The organism is Pontibacter populi (assembly GCF_040278685.1).
Taxonomy (GTDB): Bacteria; Bacteroidota; Bacteroidia; order Cytophagales; family Hymenobacteraceae; genus Pontibacter; species Pontibacter populi.
In genome coordinates this window covers 90,640-108,006 of record NZ_JBEOKT010000010.1, presented here as the reverse complement: position 1 = coordinate 108,006, position 17,367 = coordinate 90,640, and the positions used below count along the sequence as shown (strand labels likewise).

Genomic DNA, 17,367 nt, shown 5'->3' with positions numbered 1-17,367 from the left:
CCATAGTTGACTACAAACAGAAAAGCACAGACCATTGGACTGTGCTTTTCTGTTAGAGTGGAAAGTATAGCTTATTTCTTCTTTGCCTCCATCGGGTACCAGTTACGTAACCTCACGTCAATATTCTTATCCTGTTCATTCACCATTTTCTTGAAAGCATCTACATCGGCCAGGCCTTCGGTGCCACGGTAATGGTATGGGTACATCACTTTTGGTTTAAACTCAAGCACCGCGCTGGCTGCCTGGTTTATATCCATGGTGTAAGGTAGGTTCATACTCACAAAGGCGACATCAATATTTTCCAAGGCACGCATTTCAGGTATATCTTCGGTGTCACCGGAAATGTAGATGTTTTTGCCACCAATGTTCAGGATATAGCCATTGCCCCTGCCCTTCGGGTGTTTAGAATCGTCTGTCTCTGGCAAGTTATACATAGGTATAGCCGCAATTGGAATACCCATTTCGTTTATGCTTTGCCCGTTACTGATAACTTTAACCTGATTTTTATATTTTTCCGGTATCTGGTCGGCTACGGCTTGTGGCGCAACTATAACGGCTTTTTTGGTATCTAACGCATCAAGTGTTTTCGCATCAAGATGATCGCCGTGTATGTCTGTGATTAAAATAAGATCAGGCTTGGCAACACCTTTGTATAGTTCTGCCCCGCCGTATGGGTCAACATAAATAGTCTTGCCGTTCCATTGCAGTACCAGCGAGCCATGTGTTATAGGCTGTATCTTCAGCTGACCTTTTTCGGTTTTGATCATATCGGCTTTAGGCTGTTGTGCCTGTACCTGAAGAATAGCCACTGCTAAAAATAAGGTAAAGAAAGCTTTAAATTTCATAGTATAAGTTTTAGTGGTTGTTACTATAAAGTATAATATCAGCTTTTTGTTTACGTAATTCCCTGCAAAACTTACAGACCTGCCTTTTTAGATTGAAAATAGTTGCGCATCACCTTTATAGTTGCAGCGCTCGAAAAAATGAAAAGCACTCCCAACATCAGGTTTTTGCCATCGAAAGGACTTTCTATAAAGCCATCTGTTACTACATAAAGTAAAAGCCCATTACCCACCAGCCAGGCAATAACATAAAGCAAAAGCACTGTTAGGGTCGGATCTTTAATCAGGTTACGCTTCATTGTGCTCTTTTATAGTTTCTTTTGATAAACGGACATAACTAATTACCAGTGAGATCAATATCAAAATATTTCCTGCCAGGTTCAGGTATAGCATATAATTATTATCCGCAGTTAAATCTGCATAATTTAATTGTGTCAGGTTAAAAACTGCAATCGCGCTTATGAGCACGATCAGAGTTAAAGCGAATCTTTTCATGACTATACTGCCACAGGCGCTTTAATAGCCGGGTGCGGGTTATAGTTTACCAACTCAAAGTCTTCAAATTTAAAATCGAAGATGTCTTTAACTTCCGGGTTAATAACCATAGTTGGCAGTTGGCGTGGTTCACGGGTTAGCTGTAGTTGCGCCTGCTCCAGGTGGTTGGTATATAAGTGCGTATCGCCGCCGGTCCATATAAATTCGCCGGGTTCGAGGCCTGTAACCTGTGCCATCATCAGTACTAATAAGGCATAGGAAGCAATGTTAAATGGTACTCCTAAGAACACATCCGCGGACCGCTGGTAAAGCTGGCAACTTAGTTTGCCTTCAGCTACATAAAACTGGTAAAAGGCGTGGCAAGGTGGCAGCTTCATGTTCTCTATCTCAGCCACGTTCCAGGCACTAACTATAATTCTGCGTGAGTCGGGGTTGTTCTTTAGTTGGTTTACTACCTGAGTTATCTGGTCGATGTGGCGGCCGTCGGGGGTTGGCCAGCTGCGCCACTGAGAACCGTAAACCGGACCTAAATTACCATTCTCGTCTGCCCACTCGTCCCAGATACTGACGCCATTCTCTTTCAGGTAGGCAATATTTGTGTCGCCTTTCAGAAACCAGAGCAGTTCGTGTATGATAGACTTTAGATGCACTTTTTTGGTCGTAACCAACGGAAATCCATCGGCCAGGTTAAAGCGCATCTGGTAACCAAAAACGCTCAGGGTACCAGTACCGGTTCTGTCTTCTTTCTTCACCCCGTTATCGAGGATGTGTTGCATCAGGTCTAAATATTGCTTCATGAGATTGTAGAGCTATAGTTAAGAGTTGAAAGTTAAGAGTTAAAATCAGCCTATCAAATGCAAAAAACAAAAAAGCCTGTTGCGTTTGGCAGCAGGCTTTTACTGTAACTATAAAACTATAGTTTACTTTATATCTTTCGTTGCTTTAGCAGCTTTTGAAGCGTCTGCTTTAGCATCTTTTTTCACGCAGCACGAAGCCGGTTTACCAGCGTCAGCTGTTTCCGATTTCATATGGCAGCTCTCAGCAGAAGCTGTCGTTTTTTTATCTTTCTTACCTTTTTTGTCTTTATCAGCATGCTCCATTTTGCATTTACCGCCTTCGCAGGCCATGGCAGGAGTTGCGCCGGCACCCATAAAGCCAGCCAGTGCTAAAACAAGTACTAATTTTTTCATGATACCGGGATTAATTCGTTTGTATTGATATTTGTTTCGGAAGTAAAGATAGCCAAAATACGAAATACACAACATGATGTTGATCACTTAAAGCAAACTATAGTTCTGAACTTCTTATTTAGGTGCTTTGATGAAAAAATATCGGGCTTTATCCAATATGCTTGCCATATTTGCGTGTAAGTAACATGGCAACTTATATTACAATGAAGAAAAACATATTAATGCTGTTGGTGCTGCTATGTGCTGTAGTTAGTACCATACAAGCTCAGAATGCCCCGTCGCAGGAAAAAGAGAAAGCACAGGAAGACAAAATTGCCCGCCTGATGAGCGAACGCGAGCAACTTGTGCTCGAATACCAGTACCTGAACCAGCAGAACAACAGCTTTTGGGGTAATAAATCAAAAAAAGACCTGCTCAGTATAGTTGATACGCTTAAAGAGCTTATCCGCAAAGACTCAGAACTGATAGCTGCTGTAAAGGAAGCCAGCATAAAAAAAATAGCTAAAAGCACTGTTGAGAATCAGCGGTCGGGCAAGCAGATTGTGGTAGACCAGCGCCAGATCAATAACCGGATACAGGGCTTGCAGAACCAGGTTGATGGCTTACAAAACCAGTTAAAAAGGCGTGAAGCCATTGTAAAAGACCTGGAGATACAACTACAGGAAGCACAGGAAAAGCGCTATGGTAAAGACAAAGTTATCACGGTGCTGGCTGTTATTTCGGTTATACTGCTATTGTATGCCATCATGCTCCAGGTTCGCCTGAGCAACGCTAAAGCAAAACCAAAAACAACCCGAAAAAAAGCGGCTTAACTACAGTTTAAACTATAGATTTCGGAATTAATCAATATAAAAAGTATGTTATAAGTTGCTTGCCCTGTGGCATGCACACGTATACAACTGCTAACACAATGCAAGGGCTGGCGTGAATGTTCCAGCCTTTATTTTTGATATAGATGAGAGATATTTTTGAAGAACTGAAGCAGGTACAGGAACTGCTTAAAATAGAACAGGAAGAAGATCGACAGCAATACAAAATTAAAAGCCTGAAAAGCTCTATACAGGAGCGTAAAGACATGGGATTTTGCTGGTATCCGGTCGTAATTTCAAAAGAAGAGATCGGTTTCGGAAATAAAGTGGTGATTGAACTGGAACGCACTTCGGGTCGCGACCAACTACACCTTTTCCAGACAGGTAAGGCGGCGGCTTTATTCAGTAACAACGGCGACCGAAATACCCTGAATGGAGTTATAGTTGGCCTGAAGCGCAACAAGGTCTTACTGGCAACCAACAAAGAAGACCTCCCCGACTGGATCGATGATGGCAAACTGGGTATTGACCTGACTTTTGATGAAATGAGCTACCGCGAAATGGAGTTCGCTATGAAGAAGGTCATCGAAACAGATAAAACCCGCCTTGCCGAGTTGCGCGATATTTTGCTGGGTGTAAAGGCTCCTGCTTTCACGGATATTAAAGTTGAGGAGATTCCTGCCTTAAATGATTCTCAGAACGATGCTGTTCGCAAAGTGGCCCAGGCAAAAGATGTGGCTATCATACATGGTCCTCCGGGCACCGGCAAAACTACTACGTTGGTACATGCTATCTTATACACCTTAAAAACCCAGAAGCGCCTTTTAGTTACAGCCCCTTCCAACACGGCAGTAGACTTGCTTACAGAAAAACTGGCTAATGAAGGTGTGAATGTGATCCGGATCGGTAACCCATCGCGGGTTTCGGATGTGTTATTGGAGCATACATTGGACGCCCAGATAATGGAGCATAAAGCCTATAAAGACCTCAAAACGGTTCGTAAAACTGCGGAAGAATACAAGCGCATGGCTTACCAGTTTAAGCGTAAATTTGGCCACGAAGAGCGTATGCAGCGCCAACTATACAAAGCCGAAAGCAACCGCCTGCTCGACGAAGCCGATAACATTGAGCATTACATTACTGAGGACCTGCTGGATAATGTGCAGGTGATAACGTGTACGCTGGTGGGTACAGCAAACAAAGCTATCCGCCACCTACATTACGATACTGTTTTTATAGATGAAGCTGCACAAGCCTTGGAACCAGCCTGCTGGGTGCCAATCTCAAGGGCCAACCGTGTAGTGCTGGCCGGTGACCATTGCCAGTTACCGCCTACCGTTAAGTCTTTTTTAGCGGATCAGAAAGGTTTAAGTACAACGCTGTTTGAGAAGTGTATAGCAAGGCAGCCAGAAGTTTCGGTGATGCTAAAAACGCAGTACCGCATGCACCACCACATCATGCAGTTCTCGAACGAGCAGTTTTATAACGGTGAGCTCACTGCCCACGAAAGCGTACATAGCAGCGACCTGCATGGCTACGACACCTTCTTTAAACCCGGGTTGGCCGTAGAATTTATAGATACTGCCGGGTGTGGGTATAACGAAGTGGTAAACCCGGAAGCACAAAGCTCTGCCAATCCCGAAGAAGCTGATCTATTACTTAATCACCTGCAATTGTTGCTGAAAGATTATGTGCAGGATGAAGAAGTTGCTCCGTTGCGAATTGGTGTAATTGCCCCTTACAGAGCACAGATTAATTACCTGCAGGACAAAGTAGAGCATATGCCACACTTGCACGAACTATACAAAAAACGTGAGTTATCGGTGGGTACCGTAGATAGTTTCCAGGGGCAGGAACGTGATATCATTTACATCAGCATGGTGCGTAGCAACGAGACTGGCGAGATTGGTTTTTTAAGTGATATCCGGAGAATGAATGTAGGCATGACGCGTGCCAAAAAGAAACTGGTTATAGTTGGCGACAGCGCTACGTTAACGCACCACCCCTACTACGACGCTTTTATAAAATACACCGAAAGCATTAACGCTTACCGCAGCGCCTGGGAGCTGACCGAGTGCCTGCCTTAACCGATAATTTAAACCGAAGGATGAGAAAGCAAGTATAATTCTTTACCTTGCTACCATCAAAAAAATCAACATAAAATGAAAATTGAAAAGAACAAAGTAGTAACGCTTACCTACGAGTTACGTGTGCAAAACGAGAACGGAGACCAGAGCGTGATAGAAATAGCAAACGAAGAGCAACCAATGGCCTTTATTTACGGCATGAGCGGCCTGCCAGACCAGTTTGAAGAAAACCTGAGCGACTTAAGCGAAGGCGATAACTTCGATTTTAAACTCGATGCTGAAGAAGGCTACGGCGAGTACGATGAAAATGCTGTAGTTGAATTGCCGATGAATGTATTTGAAGTAGAAGGTGCCGTTCCGGATAATATGCTGGAAGTAGGAAACTTTATACCAATGACTGACAGCGAAGGCAACCAGTTACAGGGCCGTGTTGCTGAAGTTACAGACACAAATGTGAAGATGGACTTCAATCATCCGCTTGCTGGCAAAGAACTTTATTTTAAAGGTAAAGTTGCACAGGTTCGTGAAGCTACAAAAGAGGAGTTAGATCATGGTCATGTGCACGGCGCAGGTGGTCATCATCATTAATCGTTAAATCGACTTACTAGAAAGCAGCATGGGTTTTAACTTGTGCTGCTTTTTTTATTGCCATTTGATTGTATTTTGGAGATAAGTTGAGGGAACTTATATGTCCTATTGTTTACTTAACTGTCATTTCGAACAGCGTGAGAAATCTATTTCAGCTTATAGTTGTAGTCTGTCCTTCCTGAACCAAGCTATCCTTTCAAATCCCTTTTAATACTGGGAGCTTCACTTGCCTATCATTTCAAACCAGCTTTGGTGCCCTCACGGCCGGGAGGCCCCGTCTTCGGGCATCGCGCTGTGTACATTTCCTTTTCTCGTACCTCGAAATGCCTCACGGCACCGGAAATCTACAAGGCGCTCAACCCAAAGACTGAGAAGTTTCGCATAGAAACCGCTAAATTATAGTTTGAACCGGTAAGCTTCGACATTTATCTTGGCCGTAGTTCCGTAGGGACAGGTCGCGACCTGTCCGTTCAATATCGTCAACTATAGAACTATAAACCTAACTATAGCAATAGCAGAAAGTCCCCCTTTGAAGGGGGTGAAGGGGGATGTTAAACTGTACCAGATCTCTCACGCTGTTCGAGATGACAAAGTAAAAAGCAGAAAGCTCCCCGCCTTGGACAAGTCTTAGATCCCGGACTTGGTTCGGGAGAGGGGGTGAGGGTTGTTGGAAATCTGTAACCAAAAAAAACACCTCTCTACCCTCCTCAAGGAGGGAATTCTCTTGTAATAGCAGATTCATTTCAGCACCCAAAATACCTATATCTCTCTTTTCACTACTTCCACATATTTCTCCAACTCCGGGAAAAATAACTCAAACTCCTGCTCATAAAAAATATAGTTTATAGTTAGCTCCTCTCCTGCTTTTTCCATACCAGATTCAAAACTTGTCCGACGGCTGAGGCCGGTTAGAGCACGCGAAATTCCTTCTACTTCTGCATAGCCCAGCAGCCAGTTTTGGGCCATCATGTACGGAAAGAAATACTGCACCCGCTCCGGTAAATCAGGCAAATGATTGTTGATCAAATGATAGGTTCGTTGGGTGTAAGAGTCTAAGGTTTCGTTGGCGAAACGTTCAAAATGTTTGGCCAGGAAATGGTCGTAATAGAGGTCTGCCACAACAGGTGCGTACTTTTTAAACTTATCCCTTAGCCGGATTTTGGTTTCAGCAACAATAGGATGTGTGTCGGTATACGTGTCTATAAGGCGGTGCAGGTAAATACCGCGTGCAATGCCGTGGCTATAATGCAGTGCTTGTTTGCCTTTTACAGCGTCAGCAATGAAATTGCCAAGCAGCAGTTCTTCATCATTACCGGATAAATACAGATGGGCGAGGTAATTCAAATTATGGTTTTATATACAGGCTCTAAACATCTTATACTTTGTATTGTTTTAAAGGTATAACTCGTCAACTATAAACCCTATGGTTTATGGGCGCGTAACCAAATTACAAATCCAACAAAATAAAACTATGAATAACGAACAGAACGAAAACCTGGCGAAACTGATAGATAAGATCAAGGATGTTGATTTCACGATGATGACTACCGTGGACGACGATGGCAGCCTTAGAAGCCGACCGATGAGCACCCAGGAAGTAGGTAAAGACGGAATTATTTGGTTCTTTACAGGTTATGAGTCAGCAAAATCCCATGAGATCAAGAACGACTCACACGTAAATCTGAGCTATGCAAAACCTTCCGATAACCTGTATGTTTCAGTGTCAGGAAGGGCATCGCTTTCTAAAGATAAAGTTAAAATTGATGAACTATGGTCGCCGGCACTTAAAGCCTGGTTCCCGGAAGGCAAGGATGATCCGAATATTGGCTTGATAAAAGTTACGATCGATAAAGCTGAATACTGGGACTCTCCGAACAGCGCTGTTGTGCAGTTGTATGGTTTTGTAAAATCAGCCATAACTGGTGAGCCGGCCCATCCAGGCGAAAACAAAAAGATAAACCTATAAGTATAAAGAGTACCTATAGCTTGAAAGCAGCACCTGCCATACTCCCGTCTGGCAGGTGTTTTTGCGTAATCCGGTTATGTTTTTATGTCAGAACGCATAACTTTAATTTCTAAACTATAAAAACCACACCCTTGTCAGAAACCACAATCAATTCACCCCGACTTACAACCCTTACTTTGTTTGGTATCAAGCCCGGGCATGTGCGTTGGGGACTGGCACAAATGGGCACATCAGGACCACATTTACAAAAGGTCCCGGGTCTGTTATTTTATAAATTACTGGGCAGCGGACATGGCAAAGGCTTTAGTATTAAACCTAACTTATATCGCTACGGTTTAATATGTACCTGGCGGGATGAGAAAGCAGCTGCCGACTTTTTTGAGCGATCGGAGTTGATGCAGCAATATAAAGCGCACACGTTCGAATCATGGACCTGCTACCTGCACCCGTTGCAAAGCCATGGGCAATGGGATAAACAAGAACCCTTCACTCCTACCACAACTATAAACTATAGTTCCGGCCCATTGGCAGTAATAACGCGGGCAAGCATAAACTGGAAAGCATTGCCTAATTTCTGGAGATTTGTACCCCAGTCCAGCAAGGCCCTGGATGACGCTGAAGGCTTGTTGTGCTCAATCGGTTTAGGCGAACTGCCATTAATAAGGCAGGCAACGTTCAGTATCTGGGAGTCGGCTGAGGCCATGAAAAATTATGCGTACCGTAACCCGAAACACCAGGAAGTAATTAAGCGAACCCGCGCCGAGAACTGGTATTCTGAAGAGTTATTTGCCCGGTTTATAGTTACCAGAACCCAAGGCACCTGGAACGGCACTAACCCGCTAAACGCAACTATAGCCCAACTATAGCACTAATGTTTAAACCGTGCCATAATATCTTCCAACAGGTCTACCTGTATCTGTTGTATTTCTATCAGGCGCTGGTTCTGGTTAATGATCAGGTGATCGATCTTTTCGTGCAGTAATCTGATTTCCAGTTCAGCTTTCAGGTTTACCTGGTAATCGTACTCAGAGCGTTGCCGGTCTTTTGCTTCCTTACGGTTCTGGCTCATCATAATAATAGGTGCTTGTATAGCGGCCAGGCAAGACAGTATCAGGTTTAAAAGTATAAAAGGATACGGGTCAAATGGACGGGTAGCCATAAAATATACATTTATTGCCATCCACAGAAAAATAAAGGAAAAGAAGATAATAATAAATGTCCAGCTACCACCAAAAGAAGCAATCTTATCTGAAACCCGTTCCCCGAAGGTAAGATTTTCAGAAAGTTCGGTTTCTATGTTAGAAGAAAGCAGTTCGTGCTGATTTATACTTTGAACTACTTCTTTTTCCAGCTCTGACAATTCGCCTAACTCACTGGTAAGCATATTTTCAAGATATCTGTTACGATACTTATTCAGCACCGCAATCGAAACCAAATTCTTCTCATCAAAATCAGGATGGTCCGCTTTTATCAGATCCAGGATGCTCTTGCGTATACTTGTGCCAGAAACCAGTTGCTGCATGGGCAGATGTTTTCCGGTTATCTGGCAAACGCCGCTGTAGTTACGATGCATTTTCATGTAGTTTCAAGCATAACCCTAACTTGCCATACGCAGAAACAGATACCAGCGGCATGAGTTACAGCTATTTAGGTTTATTGATAACTTTCATGGCATTCTCTAGCAGCATGTTCATGGCTTCGTAAGTTCTGTACCCACGGCTAAGCACATTTACTTCATGGCCATTCAGGATATACACGCTCGGGAAAGCAACTGCCTGCAAATGGCGCGCGATCAAAAAATCCTGCTGCGTTTTCTCTTTTATATCATCTGTGTTAAATTTCTCCAGGAAAGCATCTTCCTCAATACCAAATGTGGTAGCGATCTCAGCAAGTACTAATTCATTAGTTACATCGTTGTTGCCGGCATAAAAAGCAATTTGTATCTTCTCGGCCATTTCCAATTTAGCCTCCGGTTTTAAGTAACGCATAGTAATTACTGCACGGCAGGCAGGCTCGGTGTTATAGATAAAGTTTGTGCGGTCGAAGAAACTATAGTCGAAAGGCTGACTGGTAACCTGTTCCACATCCTGCCAGTGTTGCTTTGTTTTAGCTACATTTTCTGCATCCAGCGGCTCTGTGTTCGCACGAAGTCCGCCCAGTACCAGTTTAAAATTAAGTTTACCCTCCTGCTCCAGTTTAATGCGGTGCAGAACCGGCGCAAAACCATAGCACCACGAGCACATCGGATCCATTACATAGATCAGGTGCGGCACATCCAGTAGGTCGTATTTCTCCATTTTATAGTTCTGTTTTATGCTGCAAAGGTAAGAATTAGATGGTTTAATTGATCGATTGTTACATTGTTGATCTCTATAATGACATCTATAACTTATGATTTCAGCAATTTAACCACCCAACAATTTAGCCATTTAGCAAAGCAACAATTATCTTAGCGGTTTAAGTCAGAACAAGCGAATTCAGAATAGACTATGTCAGAATATAATTTCAGCGAGATTGAGAAAAAATGGCAGCGTTACTGGGAAGAAAACCAGACGTTTAAAGCCAACGAAAGCACCGATAAACCAAAGTATTATGCCTTGGATATGTTCCCGTATCCGTCTGGTGCCGGTCTGCATGTGGGTCACCCGCTTGGTTATATTGCCTCTGACATAGTTAGCCGTTACAAGCGTCTGAAAGGATTTAACGTATTGCACCCAATGGGCTTCGACTCGTTTGGCTTGCCAGCTGAGCAATACGCTATACAAACTGGTCAGCACCCTGCCATTACTACCGAGCAGAACATTGCCCGATACATAGAGCAGCTTAAAAATATCGGTTTCTCTTTTGATTGGGAACGCGAAGTGCGCACCTCTGACCCAAGTTACTATAAGTGGACGCAGTGGATCTTTATGCAGCTGTTTAACAGCTACTATAACTATAGCACCGACAAAGCCGAAACTATAGATAAACTGATCGCTGAATTTGAAACAAACGGTAACGCAACTATAAACGCTGCCTGCGACGAAGACACCCCTGCCTTTTCTGCTGAAGTTTGGAAGACTATGAACGAGCAGCAGCAAGCAGAAATGTTGCTGAAATACAGACTGACCTATGTGGCCGAAGCCATCGTTAACTGGTGTCCTGCGTTGGGTACAGTACTGGCGAACGATGAAGTTGTAGGTGGTGTTTCGGAGCGTGGTGGTTACCCGGTAGAGCGTAAAAAAATGCGCCAGTGGATGATGCGTATTACCGCGTATGCCGAACGTTTACTGCAAGGCCTGGAAACTATAGACTGGCCGGAGCCTGTAAAAGAAATGCAGCGCAACTGGATCAGCAAATCGGTTGGTGCCGAGCTGGACTTTGCTATTGAAGGCGACGGACATATTAAAGTATTCACTACCCGTATCGATACTATTTTCGGGGCAACGTTTGTAGTGTTGGCACCAGAGCATGACCTGGTAGCACAAATTACGACCGATGAACAACGTGCCGCGGTTGATGCCTATGTTAACATAGCCAAAAACCGTTCGGAGCGAGAGCGTATGACGGATGTGAAAACTGTAAGCGGCGTGTTTACCGGTGCCTATGCCATCAACCCTATCTCAGAGGAACGTGTGCCGATCTGGATTGCTGATTATGTATTGGCTGGATATGGTACCGGTGCTGTAATGGCCGTTCCGGGTCACGATTCCCGCGATTATGCTTTTGCTAAGCATTTTAATTTACCGATCAGAGAAGTTGTAGCCGGTGGTAATGTAGATGTTGAAGCCTACGCAGCAAAAGAAGGTAAGATCATTAACTCCGGTTTCCTGAACGGGCTGGATGTAAAAGATGCCATAAAAGCAGGTATAGCTAAAGCCGAAGAACTGGGAGTTGGCAAGGGTCGCGTACAATATCGTATGCGCGATGCAGTGTTTAGCCGCCAGCGTTACTGGGGTGAGCCGGTGCCGGTTTACTTTAAAGATGGTATTCCGCAGTTATTACAGGATAGCGAATTACCACTGGAGTTGCCTAAGATTGATGCTTACCTGCCAACAGAAACTGGTGAGCCTCCACTCGGCCGCGCCGTAAACTGGAAATACCTGAATCAGTATGAATATGAGCTAAGCACTATGCCAGGTTGGGCAGGCAGCAGCTGGTACTGGTACCGCTACATGGATCCTCAGAACGACTCCGATTTTGCTTCGAAAGATAAGATCGAATACTGGCGTAATGTAGACCTTTACATTGGTGGTTCAGAACATGCAACGGGTCACCTGCTCTACTCCCGCTTCTGGAACAAATTCATGTTTGACCTTGGGTTAGTAGTGGAAGAAGAGCCGTTCAAAAAACTGATCAACCAGGGCATGATCCAGGGCCGTTCTAATTTTGTGTATCGTATCAAGGACACAAACAAGTATGTGTCTTTTGGCTTGAAAGATCAGTATGATGTTACGCCCCTGCACGTGGATGTGAACATTGTCGAGAATGATGTGCTGGATCTGGAAGCCTTCAAGAAATGGAGATCAGAGAACGCTGATGCGGAATTTATTCTGGAGGATGGCAAGTATAACGTTGGCGTAGAGATCGAAAAGATGTCGAAGTCTAAGTACAATGTAGTTAATCCTGATGACCTGGTAGAGCGCATGGGTGCTGACACACTGCGTATGTACGAGATGTTTCTGGGGCCGTTGGAGCAGTTCAAGCCATGGAATACCAACGGCATGGATGGCGTACACAAGTTCCTGAAAAAATACTGGAGACTATTCCATGATAACAACGGTAACTTCTCTGTTTCTGAGGATACGCCTACTGCGGAAGAACTGAAGGCCTTACACAAAACGATCAAAAAAGTAGAAGAAGATATCGAGCGTTTCTCGTTTAATACATCGGTTGCTACATTTATGATCTGTGCAAATGAATTGACGCAGCTAAAAACAAATAAGCGTGCAATTCTCGAACCACTAACTATAATACTGGCTCCTTACGCGCCGCATATTACCGAAGAATTATGGCAACTACTGGGCCACACCGAAAGTATAAGCTATGCTGCGTTTCCGCAATGGAAAGAAGAGCATCTGGTTGAGAATACTTTTGAGTACCCGGTATCTGTAAATGGCAAGACACGTCATAAGCTATCATTTGCAACAGATGCTCCACGCGAAGAGATCGAAAAAGCTGTATTAGCAGATGAGCAGGTTATCCGGTTTTTTGATGGAAAAGCACCAAAGAAAGTTATTATAGTACCTAACAAAATTATTAACGTGGTAGTATAAGAGTATTCCATTTTACCAACTAACTCGCTGAAAGCCGTCAGATAACCTATTCTGGCGGCTTTCGGTTTATATAATTCCATAAGATCCTAAATAAAAAAGGTGACCATGCATCGCATCATCACCTCTTTAAAGTTTGATTGGTGTGTAAGTTATATCTAAATCTGTACCGGAGTAGTACGCATACGCTTAGATGCATGCTTGATAGATTTCCGCACTTTTGAGAGTAGCTCGCTTAGTTGTGCTGCTTCCTCTTCATTCAGTTCACTCAACAAACTATCCAACAGGCTTAACTCCGGGTCAATACCAGCCATTAACTCATGCCCTTTATCTGAAAGTATAATATTAACTAAGCGCTTATCATGCGGATTCTGTTTCACATCTACAAAACCCTTTGCATTTAAACGGCTGACTAACCTTGATGTATCAGACATCTTGTCCAGCATTTTGTCGCGGAGACCGGAAGTTGAAATTGGAGTAGGATACTGATCCCTTAGAATACGCAATGCATTGTATTGTTGTGTAGTGAGGCCATGACGTTTAAAAAAACTTTCATACCCGTTAAACAGGAATCCCGAAGTATAGAGAAGGTTCAAGCTAGCCTTCTGCCATTCGTTGCGGATCTTAATCCCAACTTCATTCTCAAAATGCATAATTTAGTCTAAGGTGTGCCCCAATTATACTTAAAATTTCTGAATAAAAAACGGTAAACGGCTAAAAAAATCATCCGAATACCACTTTTTCATCGACCAACTACATTTTCAACGCAAAACTATAATACCCAGTTCGTTCATATTCCGAATATCCGATGTTATAGTTCAGCCTTCAAAAGGATTACCTTCTACTTCTATAGTTAAATAAGGTTACTGATTATGGAAATTAATAGACTGTTTTTGCGCCTTGGTGAGTTTGGCTGCGACGAGTGCATACGAATGATCGATAAGTTCCTGTAGTAGTTGTTCGGATAAGCCAGCTTCAGGTAACACGGTGTTCCAGTGCAGTTTATTCATGTGGTAGCCGGGCATTACTTGTGGATTTTGTTCCCGTAACACCACTGCTCGTTCAGGATCACATTTTAAAGCTATGCCCTTCTCAAATTCAGAGATGCTGCATAAAGCATACATCTTGCCACATACTTTAAAAACCAGCGTGTCTTCGTCAAAAGGAAGTTCTTCTGTTGTGCCAGGCTTCGCCAGGCAATAATCTCTGAAAGTTTCTATATGCATTTTTGAAAAGGCGTAAACAATTACTGTAAGGTAATAAAAAAGGAGAACCTTGCAGCTCCCCTATTATTATTTTGTAACTATAGTTTTCTTGGTTAAATATGCTTGATGATAAAGTAAATTATTGCGGCCAAAAACATCAAAATCGATATTTTATTGATGGTATGCATGGCACGGAGGTTAAAATTACTTTTGCGGTTCGGGTCTTTTTTACGGAAAAAGTAAGTAGCTACTTCTGTGAAATCAAATAATCCCTTCATATCATTAACAGTTATCAAAGTTCAGTAATCCTTAAAAAAACACTGGTTAAGAGCAAGTATTACTCTTCCAGAACTACAGGTTCAATCCAGCGGGCATCTTCGCGTATCAGTTCTATCAGCTCATCAACGGCGCGATCGGCTGGTACAGATTTTTTAACTACTGTTTGTCCACGGTATAACGCGATCTTGTCTTTACCTACACCCACATAACCATAGTCAGCATCGGCCATTTCACCCGGGCCGTTCACGATACAACCCATGATCCCAATCTTTACGCCTTTAAGGTGATCGGTGCGTTTACGGATCATGGCGGTAGTTTCCTGCAGGTCGAATAAGGTGCGGCCGCAACTTGGACAACTAATGTACTCGGTTTTGCTCATGCGCGTGCGAGCCGCCTGCAGTATGCCAAAGCTCAGTTTATTCAGCGCATCTATAGTTTGAAGCCACACTCCTTTTTCCTGCTCCGGCAAAAGTTCTGTTCCCAGCATTATACCATCTCCCAGCCCATCGATCAGCAAACCACCCACATCGGTAGAGGCATAAAGCTGCACCTCGTCTGAAGTAAGCTGTCCGTATTCTCTTTTAATGATACACGGTACCTGCACATCATTATTCATCAGTCTGAAAAAGCATTTGCGCAACTCCGGCATGGCATGTTCATTGGTCGTATGCAGCATCAGAACGGCTGTTCCATCGGTTTTTAATTTTTCTAAAACTTCAGAAGTCAAGTCGTTTATAGTTGCCATGATAAAATTGATTTTAGCATGACGAGGCTGATCAGAAAGGTATTGTTCAGTAGTTAACAGCGGATGACGGTGTTCGCTATGCTCTGCTTTTTGCCAGGAACTATAGTTCACGATCTCCTTCAGTCCGTTTGGCAACATGAATGTGATCGGGTTATCAGCGGTATAAATATAATCAGCACCCAGGTCGTTCATGTTAAACTTATCAAGCAGCATTGAGTACAGATGCCCCACACTTTTCAGATCGGCATACTGCACATCCGTCAGGCGGCTCAGGTCAGCTATTACACGCGGTACATTTTGCGCACCCAGGTTCTCAACTTCTATAGTTGCTCTGCGGTGATATTGAAACGGATCGATCGGGACATTGCAGATTGGCTTGATCGGTTGTGCTTTTTCTGCACGATGGATATAACGATCAATCAGCGCTTTTGCCACAGGTGCCTCGGCTTCCGGAGCTTCGGTTAACGAAACACGAACAGTATCTCCCAGGCCATCTTCCAACAAGGTACCAATACCAACTGCCGATTTAATACGACCATCTTCTGCTTCTCCGGCTTCTGTTACCCCCAGGTGCAATGGGTAGGGTTGCAAGCCTTCTTCATCCAGTTTCTGAACGAGTAAACGGTATGCCTGCACCATCACCTGCGTATTCGACGCTTTCATCGAGATAACCAGGTCATAATAGCTTTCGCTTTCGCAGATACGGATAAACTCGAGTGCACTTTCCACCATGCCTAGTGGTGTGTCACCATAGCGGCTAAGGATACGGTCTGACAAAGAGCCATGGTTCGTACCGATTCGCATAGCGGTACCGTGCTCTTTACAGATGCGTACCAACGGCAAAAAGCGCTCACGAATTCGATCCAACTCTGCCTGGTAGGTTTCGTCGTTATATTCTATTACTTCGAATTTCTTCTTATCGGCATAGTTGCCCGGGTTTACACGAACCTTCTCAATGATACGTGCAGCAACTTCGGCGGCATTCGGTGTAAAGTGGATGTCTGCAACAAGCGGGACATTATAACCACGTCTATTCAGTTCATCCTTAATATTTTTCAGGTTTTCGGCTTCTTTTATACTTGGCGCCGTGATACGGATATACTCGCAACCAGCTTCTATCATGCGGATGCACTGCTCCACAGAACCTAGCGTGTCCATGGTATCAACAGTTGTCATAGACTGCACCCGAATCGGGTAATCGCCGCCCATGGGTACGCCACCAATATTTACAACACGTGTTTTACGACGTTTATATTCTGTCAGGCTCGGGCAATAGCTCTTATTCATTTGATCGATCTCGCAATTCATCTATCTCTTAACTAAAGTTGCGTCTGCTTTGTTCAAAGGGGAAATTACGTAAAATTACTTTTTTTCGGCATAACTATAAGCCAGCACCCCGGAAGTGTTACTAATTACGTATGGATAGTTATAAATCAGCAACTTATGATACACATGCGCGCTTACATGACCGCCAATACACAGCACCGACTTAAGGATCTGATGCAGTGGGGCAAATTAAAACACGAGCAAATAAGCCAGATAATGCTGATCACAAAAGAATCGGTGCTTGGATTTTTGAAGCGACAGCTGGAAAAAGGTAACTGGAAAGGCGTGCAGGATGTACTGGAAGGGAAACCGATGACAAAAACCGGCAAGTTCCTGTTCATGCAGCTCCGCGATCATGTGGCTTCAAACCTGATCATGCGCCTGGGTCTAAGAAAAGTTATTGCTGTGGGCATAGCTATAGTTGTATTACCCCTTGTGCTGGCTAAGATCAGTGGAAGTTTAATTGGTAAGTTTAGAGGTAATGATTAGTGGTTTATAGTTGTCGTGGTTCAACCACCCCAGCCCCTCTCCCGAAACAAGTCCGGGATCTAAGACTTGTCTAAGGCGGGGAGCTTTTCGGCCT

General features: G+C 43.8%; 19 protein-coding genes. 7 read left to right on the top strand and 12 right to left on the bottom strand.

The features are described 5' to 3' along the window. Nucleotides 1-71: 71 nt before the first annotated feature. The 5 genes from ABS362_RS12535 to ABS362_RS12515 form a co-directional block, all read right to left on the bottom strand. A complete protein-coding gene (locus ABS362_RS12535; protein ID WP_350412822.1) occupies nt 72-845 on the bottom strand; it encodes an MBL fold metallo-hydrolase in 774 nt (257 codons plus the stop codon). Between the two features lie 71 nt (nt 846-916). Continuing rightward, nucleotides 917-1,141 (bottom strand): hypothetical protein, encoded by a 225-nt coding sequence (locus ABS362_RS12530; protein WP_350412821.1) that lies wholly within the window; start codon nt 1,139-1,141, stop codon nt 917-919. Next, nucleotides 1,131-1,337: a hypothetical protein gene (locus tag ABS362_RS12525; protein ID WP_350412820.1), complete on the bottom strand. Its 207-nt coding sequence runs from the start codon at nt 1,335-1,337 to the stop codon at nt 1,131-1,133. Before ABS362_RS12525 ends, ABS362_RS12530 begins: the two co-directional genes overlap by 11 nt. Before the next feature lie 2 nt (nt 1,338-1,339). After that, a complete protein-coding gene (locus ABS362_RS12520; protein WP_350412819.1) occupies nt 1,340-2,134 on the bottom strand; it encodes a thymidylate synthase in 795 nt (264 codons plus the stop codon). 123 nt (nt 2,135-2,257) lie between these two features. Beyond that, a complete protein-coding gene (locus ABS362_RS12515) occupies nt 2,258-2,614 on the bottom strand; it encodes a hypothetical protein (RefSeq protein ID WP_350412818.1) in 357 nt (118 codons plus the stop codon). A 116-nt stretch (nt 2,615-2,730) separates the two neighbouring features. Here ABS362_RS12515 and ABS362_RS12510 point away from each other — a divergent pair, with 116 nt between their 5' ends. The 3 genes from ABS362_RS12510 to ABS362_RS12500 all read left to right on the top strand — a co-directional run bounded on the left by ABS362_RS12510 (nt 2,731) and on the right by ABS362_RS12500 (nt 6,011). Next, the gene (locus tag ABS362_RS12510; RefSeq protein WP_350412817.1) at nt 2,731-3,339 is read left to right on the top strand and encodes a hypothetical protein; all 609 of its coding nucleotides are present in this window, start codon (nt 2,731-2,733) and stop codon (nt 3,337-3,339) included. Between the two features lie 143 nt (nt 3,340-3,482). After that, the gene (locus ABS362_RS12505) at nt 3,483-5,423 is read left to right on the top strand and encodes an AAA domain-containing protein (RefSeq protein WP_350412816.1); all 1,941 of its coding nucleotides are present in this window, start codon (nt 3,483-3,485) and stop codon (nt 5,421-5,423) included. A gap of 75 nt (nt 5,424-5,498) precedes the next feature. Next, nucleotides 5,499-6,011, top strand: coding sequence for an FKBP-type peptidyl-prolyl cis-trans isomerase (locus ABS362_RS12500; RefSeq protein WP_350412815.1), 513 nt, complete (start codon nt 5,499-5,501; stop codon nt 6,009-6,011). A 759-nt stretch (nt 6,012-6,770) separates the two neighbouring features. Here ABS362_RS12500 and ABS362_RS12495 read toward each other — a convergent pair. After that, on the bottom strand, nt 6,771-7,355 hold the full coding sequence (locus ABS362_RS12495; protein WP_350412814.1) for an acyl carrier protein phosphodiesterase: 585 nt from the start codon (nt 7,353-7,355) through the stop codon (nt 6,771-6,773). A 127-nt stretch (nt 7,356-7,482) separates the two neighbouring features. Between ABS362_RS12495 and ABS362_RS12490 the strand changes: the two genes are divergently transcribed. Then, entirely contained in the window at nt 7,483-7,977 is a 495-nt protein-coding gene (locus ABS362_RS12490; protein WP_350412813.1) for a pyridoxamine 5'-phosphate oxidase family protein, read from the top strand. 131 nt (nt 7,978-8,108) lie between these two features. Next, on the top strand, nt 8,109-8,843 hold the full coding sequence (locus tag ABS362_RS12485; RefSeq protein ID WP_350412812.1) for a spheroidene monooxygenase: 735 nt from the start codon (nt 8,109-8,111) through the stop codon (nt 8,841-8,843). Between the two features lie 2 nt (nt 8,844-8,845). On the opposite strand, the gene ABS362_RS12480 is transcribed toward ABS362_RS12485, so the two are convergent. Both ABS362_RS12480 and ABS362_RS12475 read right to left on the bottom strand, forming a co-directional pair. Continuing rightward, nucleotides 8,846-9,550 carry a DUF1003 domain-containing protein gene (locus tag ABS362_RS12480; RefSeq protein ID WP_350412811.1) on the bottom strand — a complete coding sequence of 235 codons (705 nt, stop codon included), beginning with the start codon at nt 9,548-9,550 and terminating at the stop codon, nt 8,846-8,848. A gap of 70 nt (nt 9,551-9,620) precedes the next feature. Beyond that, complete coding sequence (locus ABS362_RS12475; RefSeq protein WP_350412810.1) at nt 9,621-10,274, bottom strand: DsbA family protein; 654 nt, start codon at nt 10,272-10,274, stop codon at nt 9,621-9,623. A 192-nt stretch (nt 10,275-10,466) separates the two neighbouring features. Here ABS362_RS12475 and leuS point away from each other — a divergent pair, with 192 nt between their 5' ends. Further along, entirely contained in the window at nt 10,467-13,232 is a 2,766-nt protein-coding gene (leuS, locus tag ABS362_RS12470) for a leucine--tRNA ligase (RefSeq protein ID WP_350412809.1), read from the top strand. A gap of 155 nt (nt 13,233-13,387) precedes the next feature. On the opposite strand, the gene ABS362_RS12465 is transcribed toward leuS, so the two are convergent. From ABS362_RS12465 to ispG, 4 genes are all read right to left on the bottom strand, one after another. Further along, complete coding sequence (locus ABS362_RS12465; RefSeq protein ID WP_350412808.1) at nt 13,388-13,882, bottom strand: MarR family winged helix-turn-helix transcriptional regulator; 495 nt, start codon at nt 13,880-13,882, stop codon at nt 13,388-13,390. Between the two features lie 210 nt (nt 13,883-14,092). After that, nucleotides 14,093-14,455, bottom strand: coding sequence for an MmcQ/YjbR family DNA-binding protein (locus tag ABS362_RS12460; protein WP_350412807.1), 363 nt, complete (start codon nt 14,453-14,455; stop codon nt 14,093-14,095). Between the two features lie 92 nt (nt 14,456-14,547). Continuing rightward, the gene (locus tag ABS362_RS12455; RefSeq protein WP_340325494.1) at nt 14,548-14,712 is read right to left on the bottom strand and encodes a DUF6728 family protein; all 165 of its coding nucleotides are present in this window, start codon (nt 14,710-14,712) and stop codon (nt 14,548-14,550) included. Between the two features lie 59 nt (nt 14,713-14,771). Beyond that, nucleotides 14,772-16,745, bottom strand: a complete 1,974-nt coding sequence (gene ispG, locus ABS362_RS12450) for a (E)-4-hydroxy-3-methylbut-2-enyl-diphosphate synthase (RefSeq protein WP_350412866.1) — start codon at nt 16,743-16,745, stop codon at nt 14,772-14,774. Nucleotides 16,746-16,901: 156 nt separating this feature from the next. Between ispG and ABS362_RS12445 the strand changes: the two genes are divergently transcribed. After that, nucleotides 16,902-17,273, top strand: coding sequence for a hypothetical protein (locus ABS362_RS12445; RefSeq protein WP_350412806.1), 372 nt, complete (start codon nt 16,902-16,904; stop codon nt 17,271-17,273). The last annotated feature ends 94 nt before the right edge of the window (nt 17,274-17,367 follow it).

Bases quoted from the DNA above. Each gene is read 5' to 3' on its own strand.
- leuS (WP_350412809.1), top strand. From the start codon at position 10,467: ATGTCAGAATATAATTTCAGCGAGATTGAGAAAAAATGGCAGCGTTAC.
- ABS362_RS12475 (WP_350412810.1), bottom strand. From the start codon at position 10,274: ATGGAGAAATACGACCTACTGGATGTGCCGCACCTGATCTATGTAATG.
- ABS362_RS12535 (WP_350412822.1), bottom strand. From the start codon at position 845: ATGAAATTTAAAGCTTTCTTTACCTTATTTTTAGCAGTGGCTATTCTT.
- ABS362_RS12510 (WP_350412817.1), top strand. From the start codon at position 2,731: ATGAAGAAAAACATATTAATGCTGTTGGTGCTGCTATGTGCTGTAGTT.
- ABS362_RS12480 (WP_350412811.1), bottom strand. From the start codon at position 9,550: ATGCATCGTAACTACAGCGGCGTTTGCCAGATAACCGGAAAACATCTG.
- ABS362_RS12505 (WP_350412816.1), top strand. From the start codon at position 3,483: ATGAGAGATATTTTTGAAGAACTGAAGCAGGTACAGGAACTGCTTAAA.
- ispG (WP_350412866.1), bottom strand. From the start codon at position 16,745: ATGAATAAGAGCTATTGCCCGAGCCTGACAGAATATAAACGTCGTAAA.
- ABS362_RS12525 (WP_350412820.1), bottom strand. From the start codon at position 1,337: ATGAAAAGATTCGCTTTAACTCTGATCGTGCTCATAAGCGCGATTGCA.
- ABS362_RS12500 (WP_350412815.1), top strand. From the start codon at position 5,499: ATGAAAATTGAAAAGAACAAAGTAGTAACGCTTACCTACGAGTTACGT.
- ABS362_RS12520 (WP_350412819.1), bottom strand. From the start codon at position 2,134: ATGAAGCAATATTTAGACCTGATGCAACACATCCTCGATAACGGGGTG.
- ABS362_RS12445 (WP_350412806.1), top strand. From the start codon at position 16,902: ATGATACACATGCGCGCTTACATGACCGCCAATACACAGCACCGACTT.
- ABS362_RS12455 (WP_340325494.1), bottom strand. From the start codon at position 14,712: ATGAAGGGATTATTTGATTTCACAGAAGTAGCTACTTACTTTTTCCGT.
- ABS362_RS12460 (WP_350412807.1), bottom strand. From the start codon at position 14,455: ATGCATATAGAAACTTTCAGAGATTATTGCCTGGCGAAGCCTGGCACA.
- ABS362_RS12465 (WP_350412808.1), bottom strand. From the start codon at position 13,882: ATGCATTTTGAGAATGAAGTTGGGATTAAGATCCGCAACGAATGGCAG.
- ABS362_RS12490 (WP_350412813.1), top strand. From the start codon at position 7,483: ATGAATAACGAACAGAACGAAAACCTGGCGAAACTGATAGATAAGATC.
- ABS362_RS12530 (WP_350412821.1), bottom strand. From the start codon at position 1,141: ATGAAGCGTAACCTGATTAAAGATCCGACCCTAACAGTGCTTTTGCTT.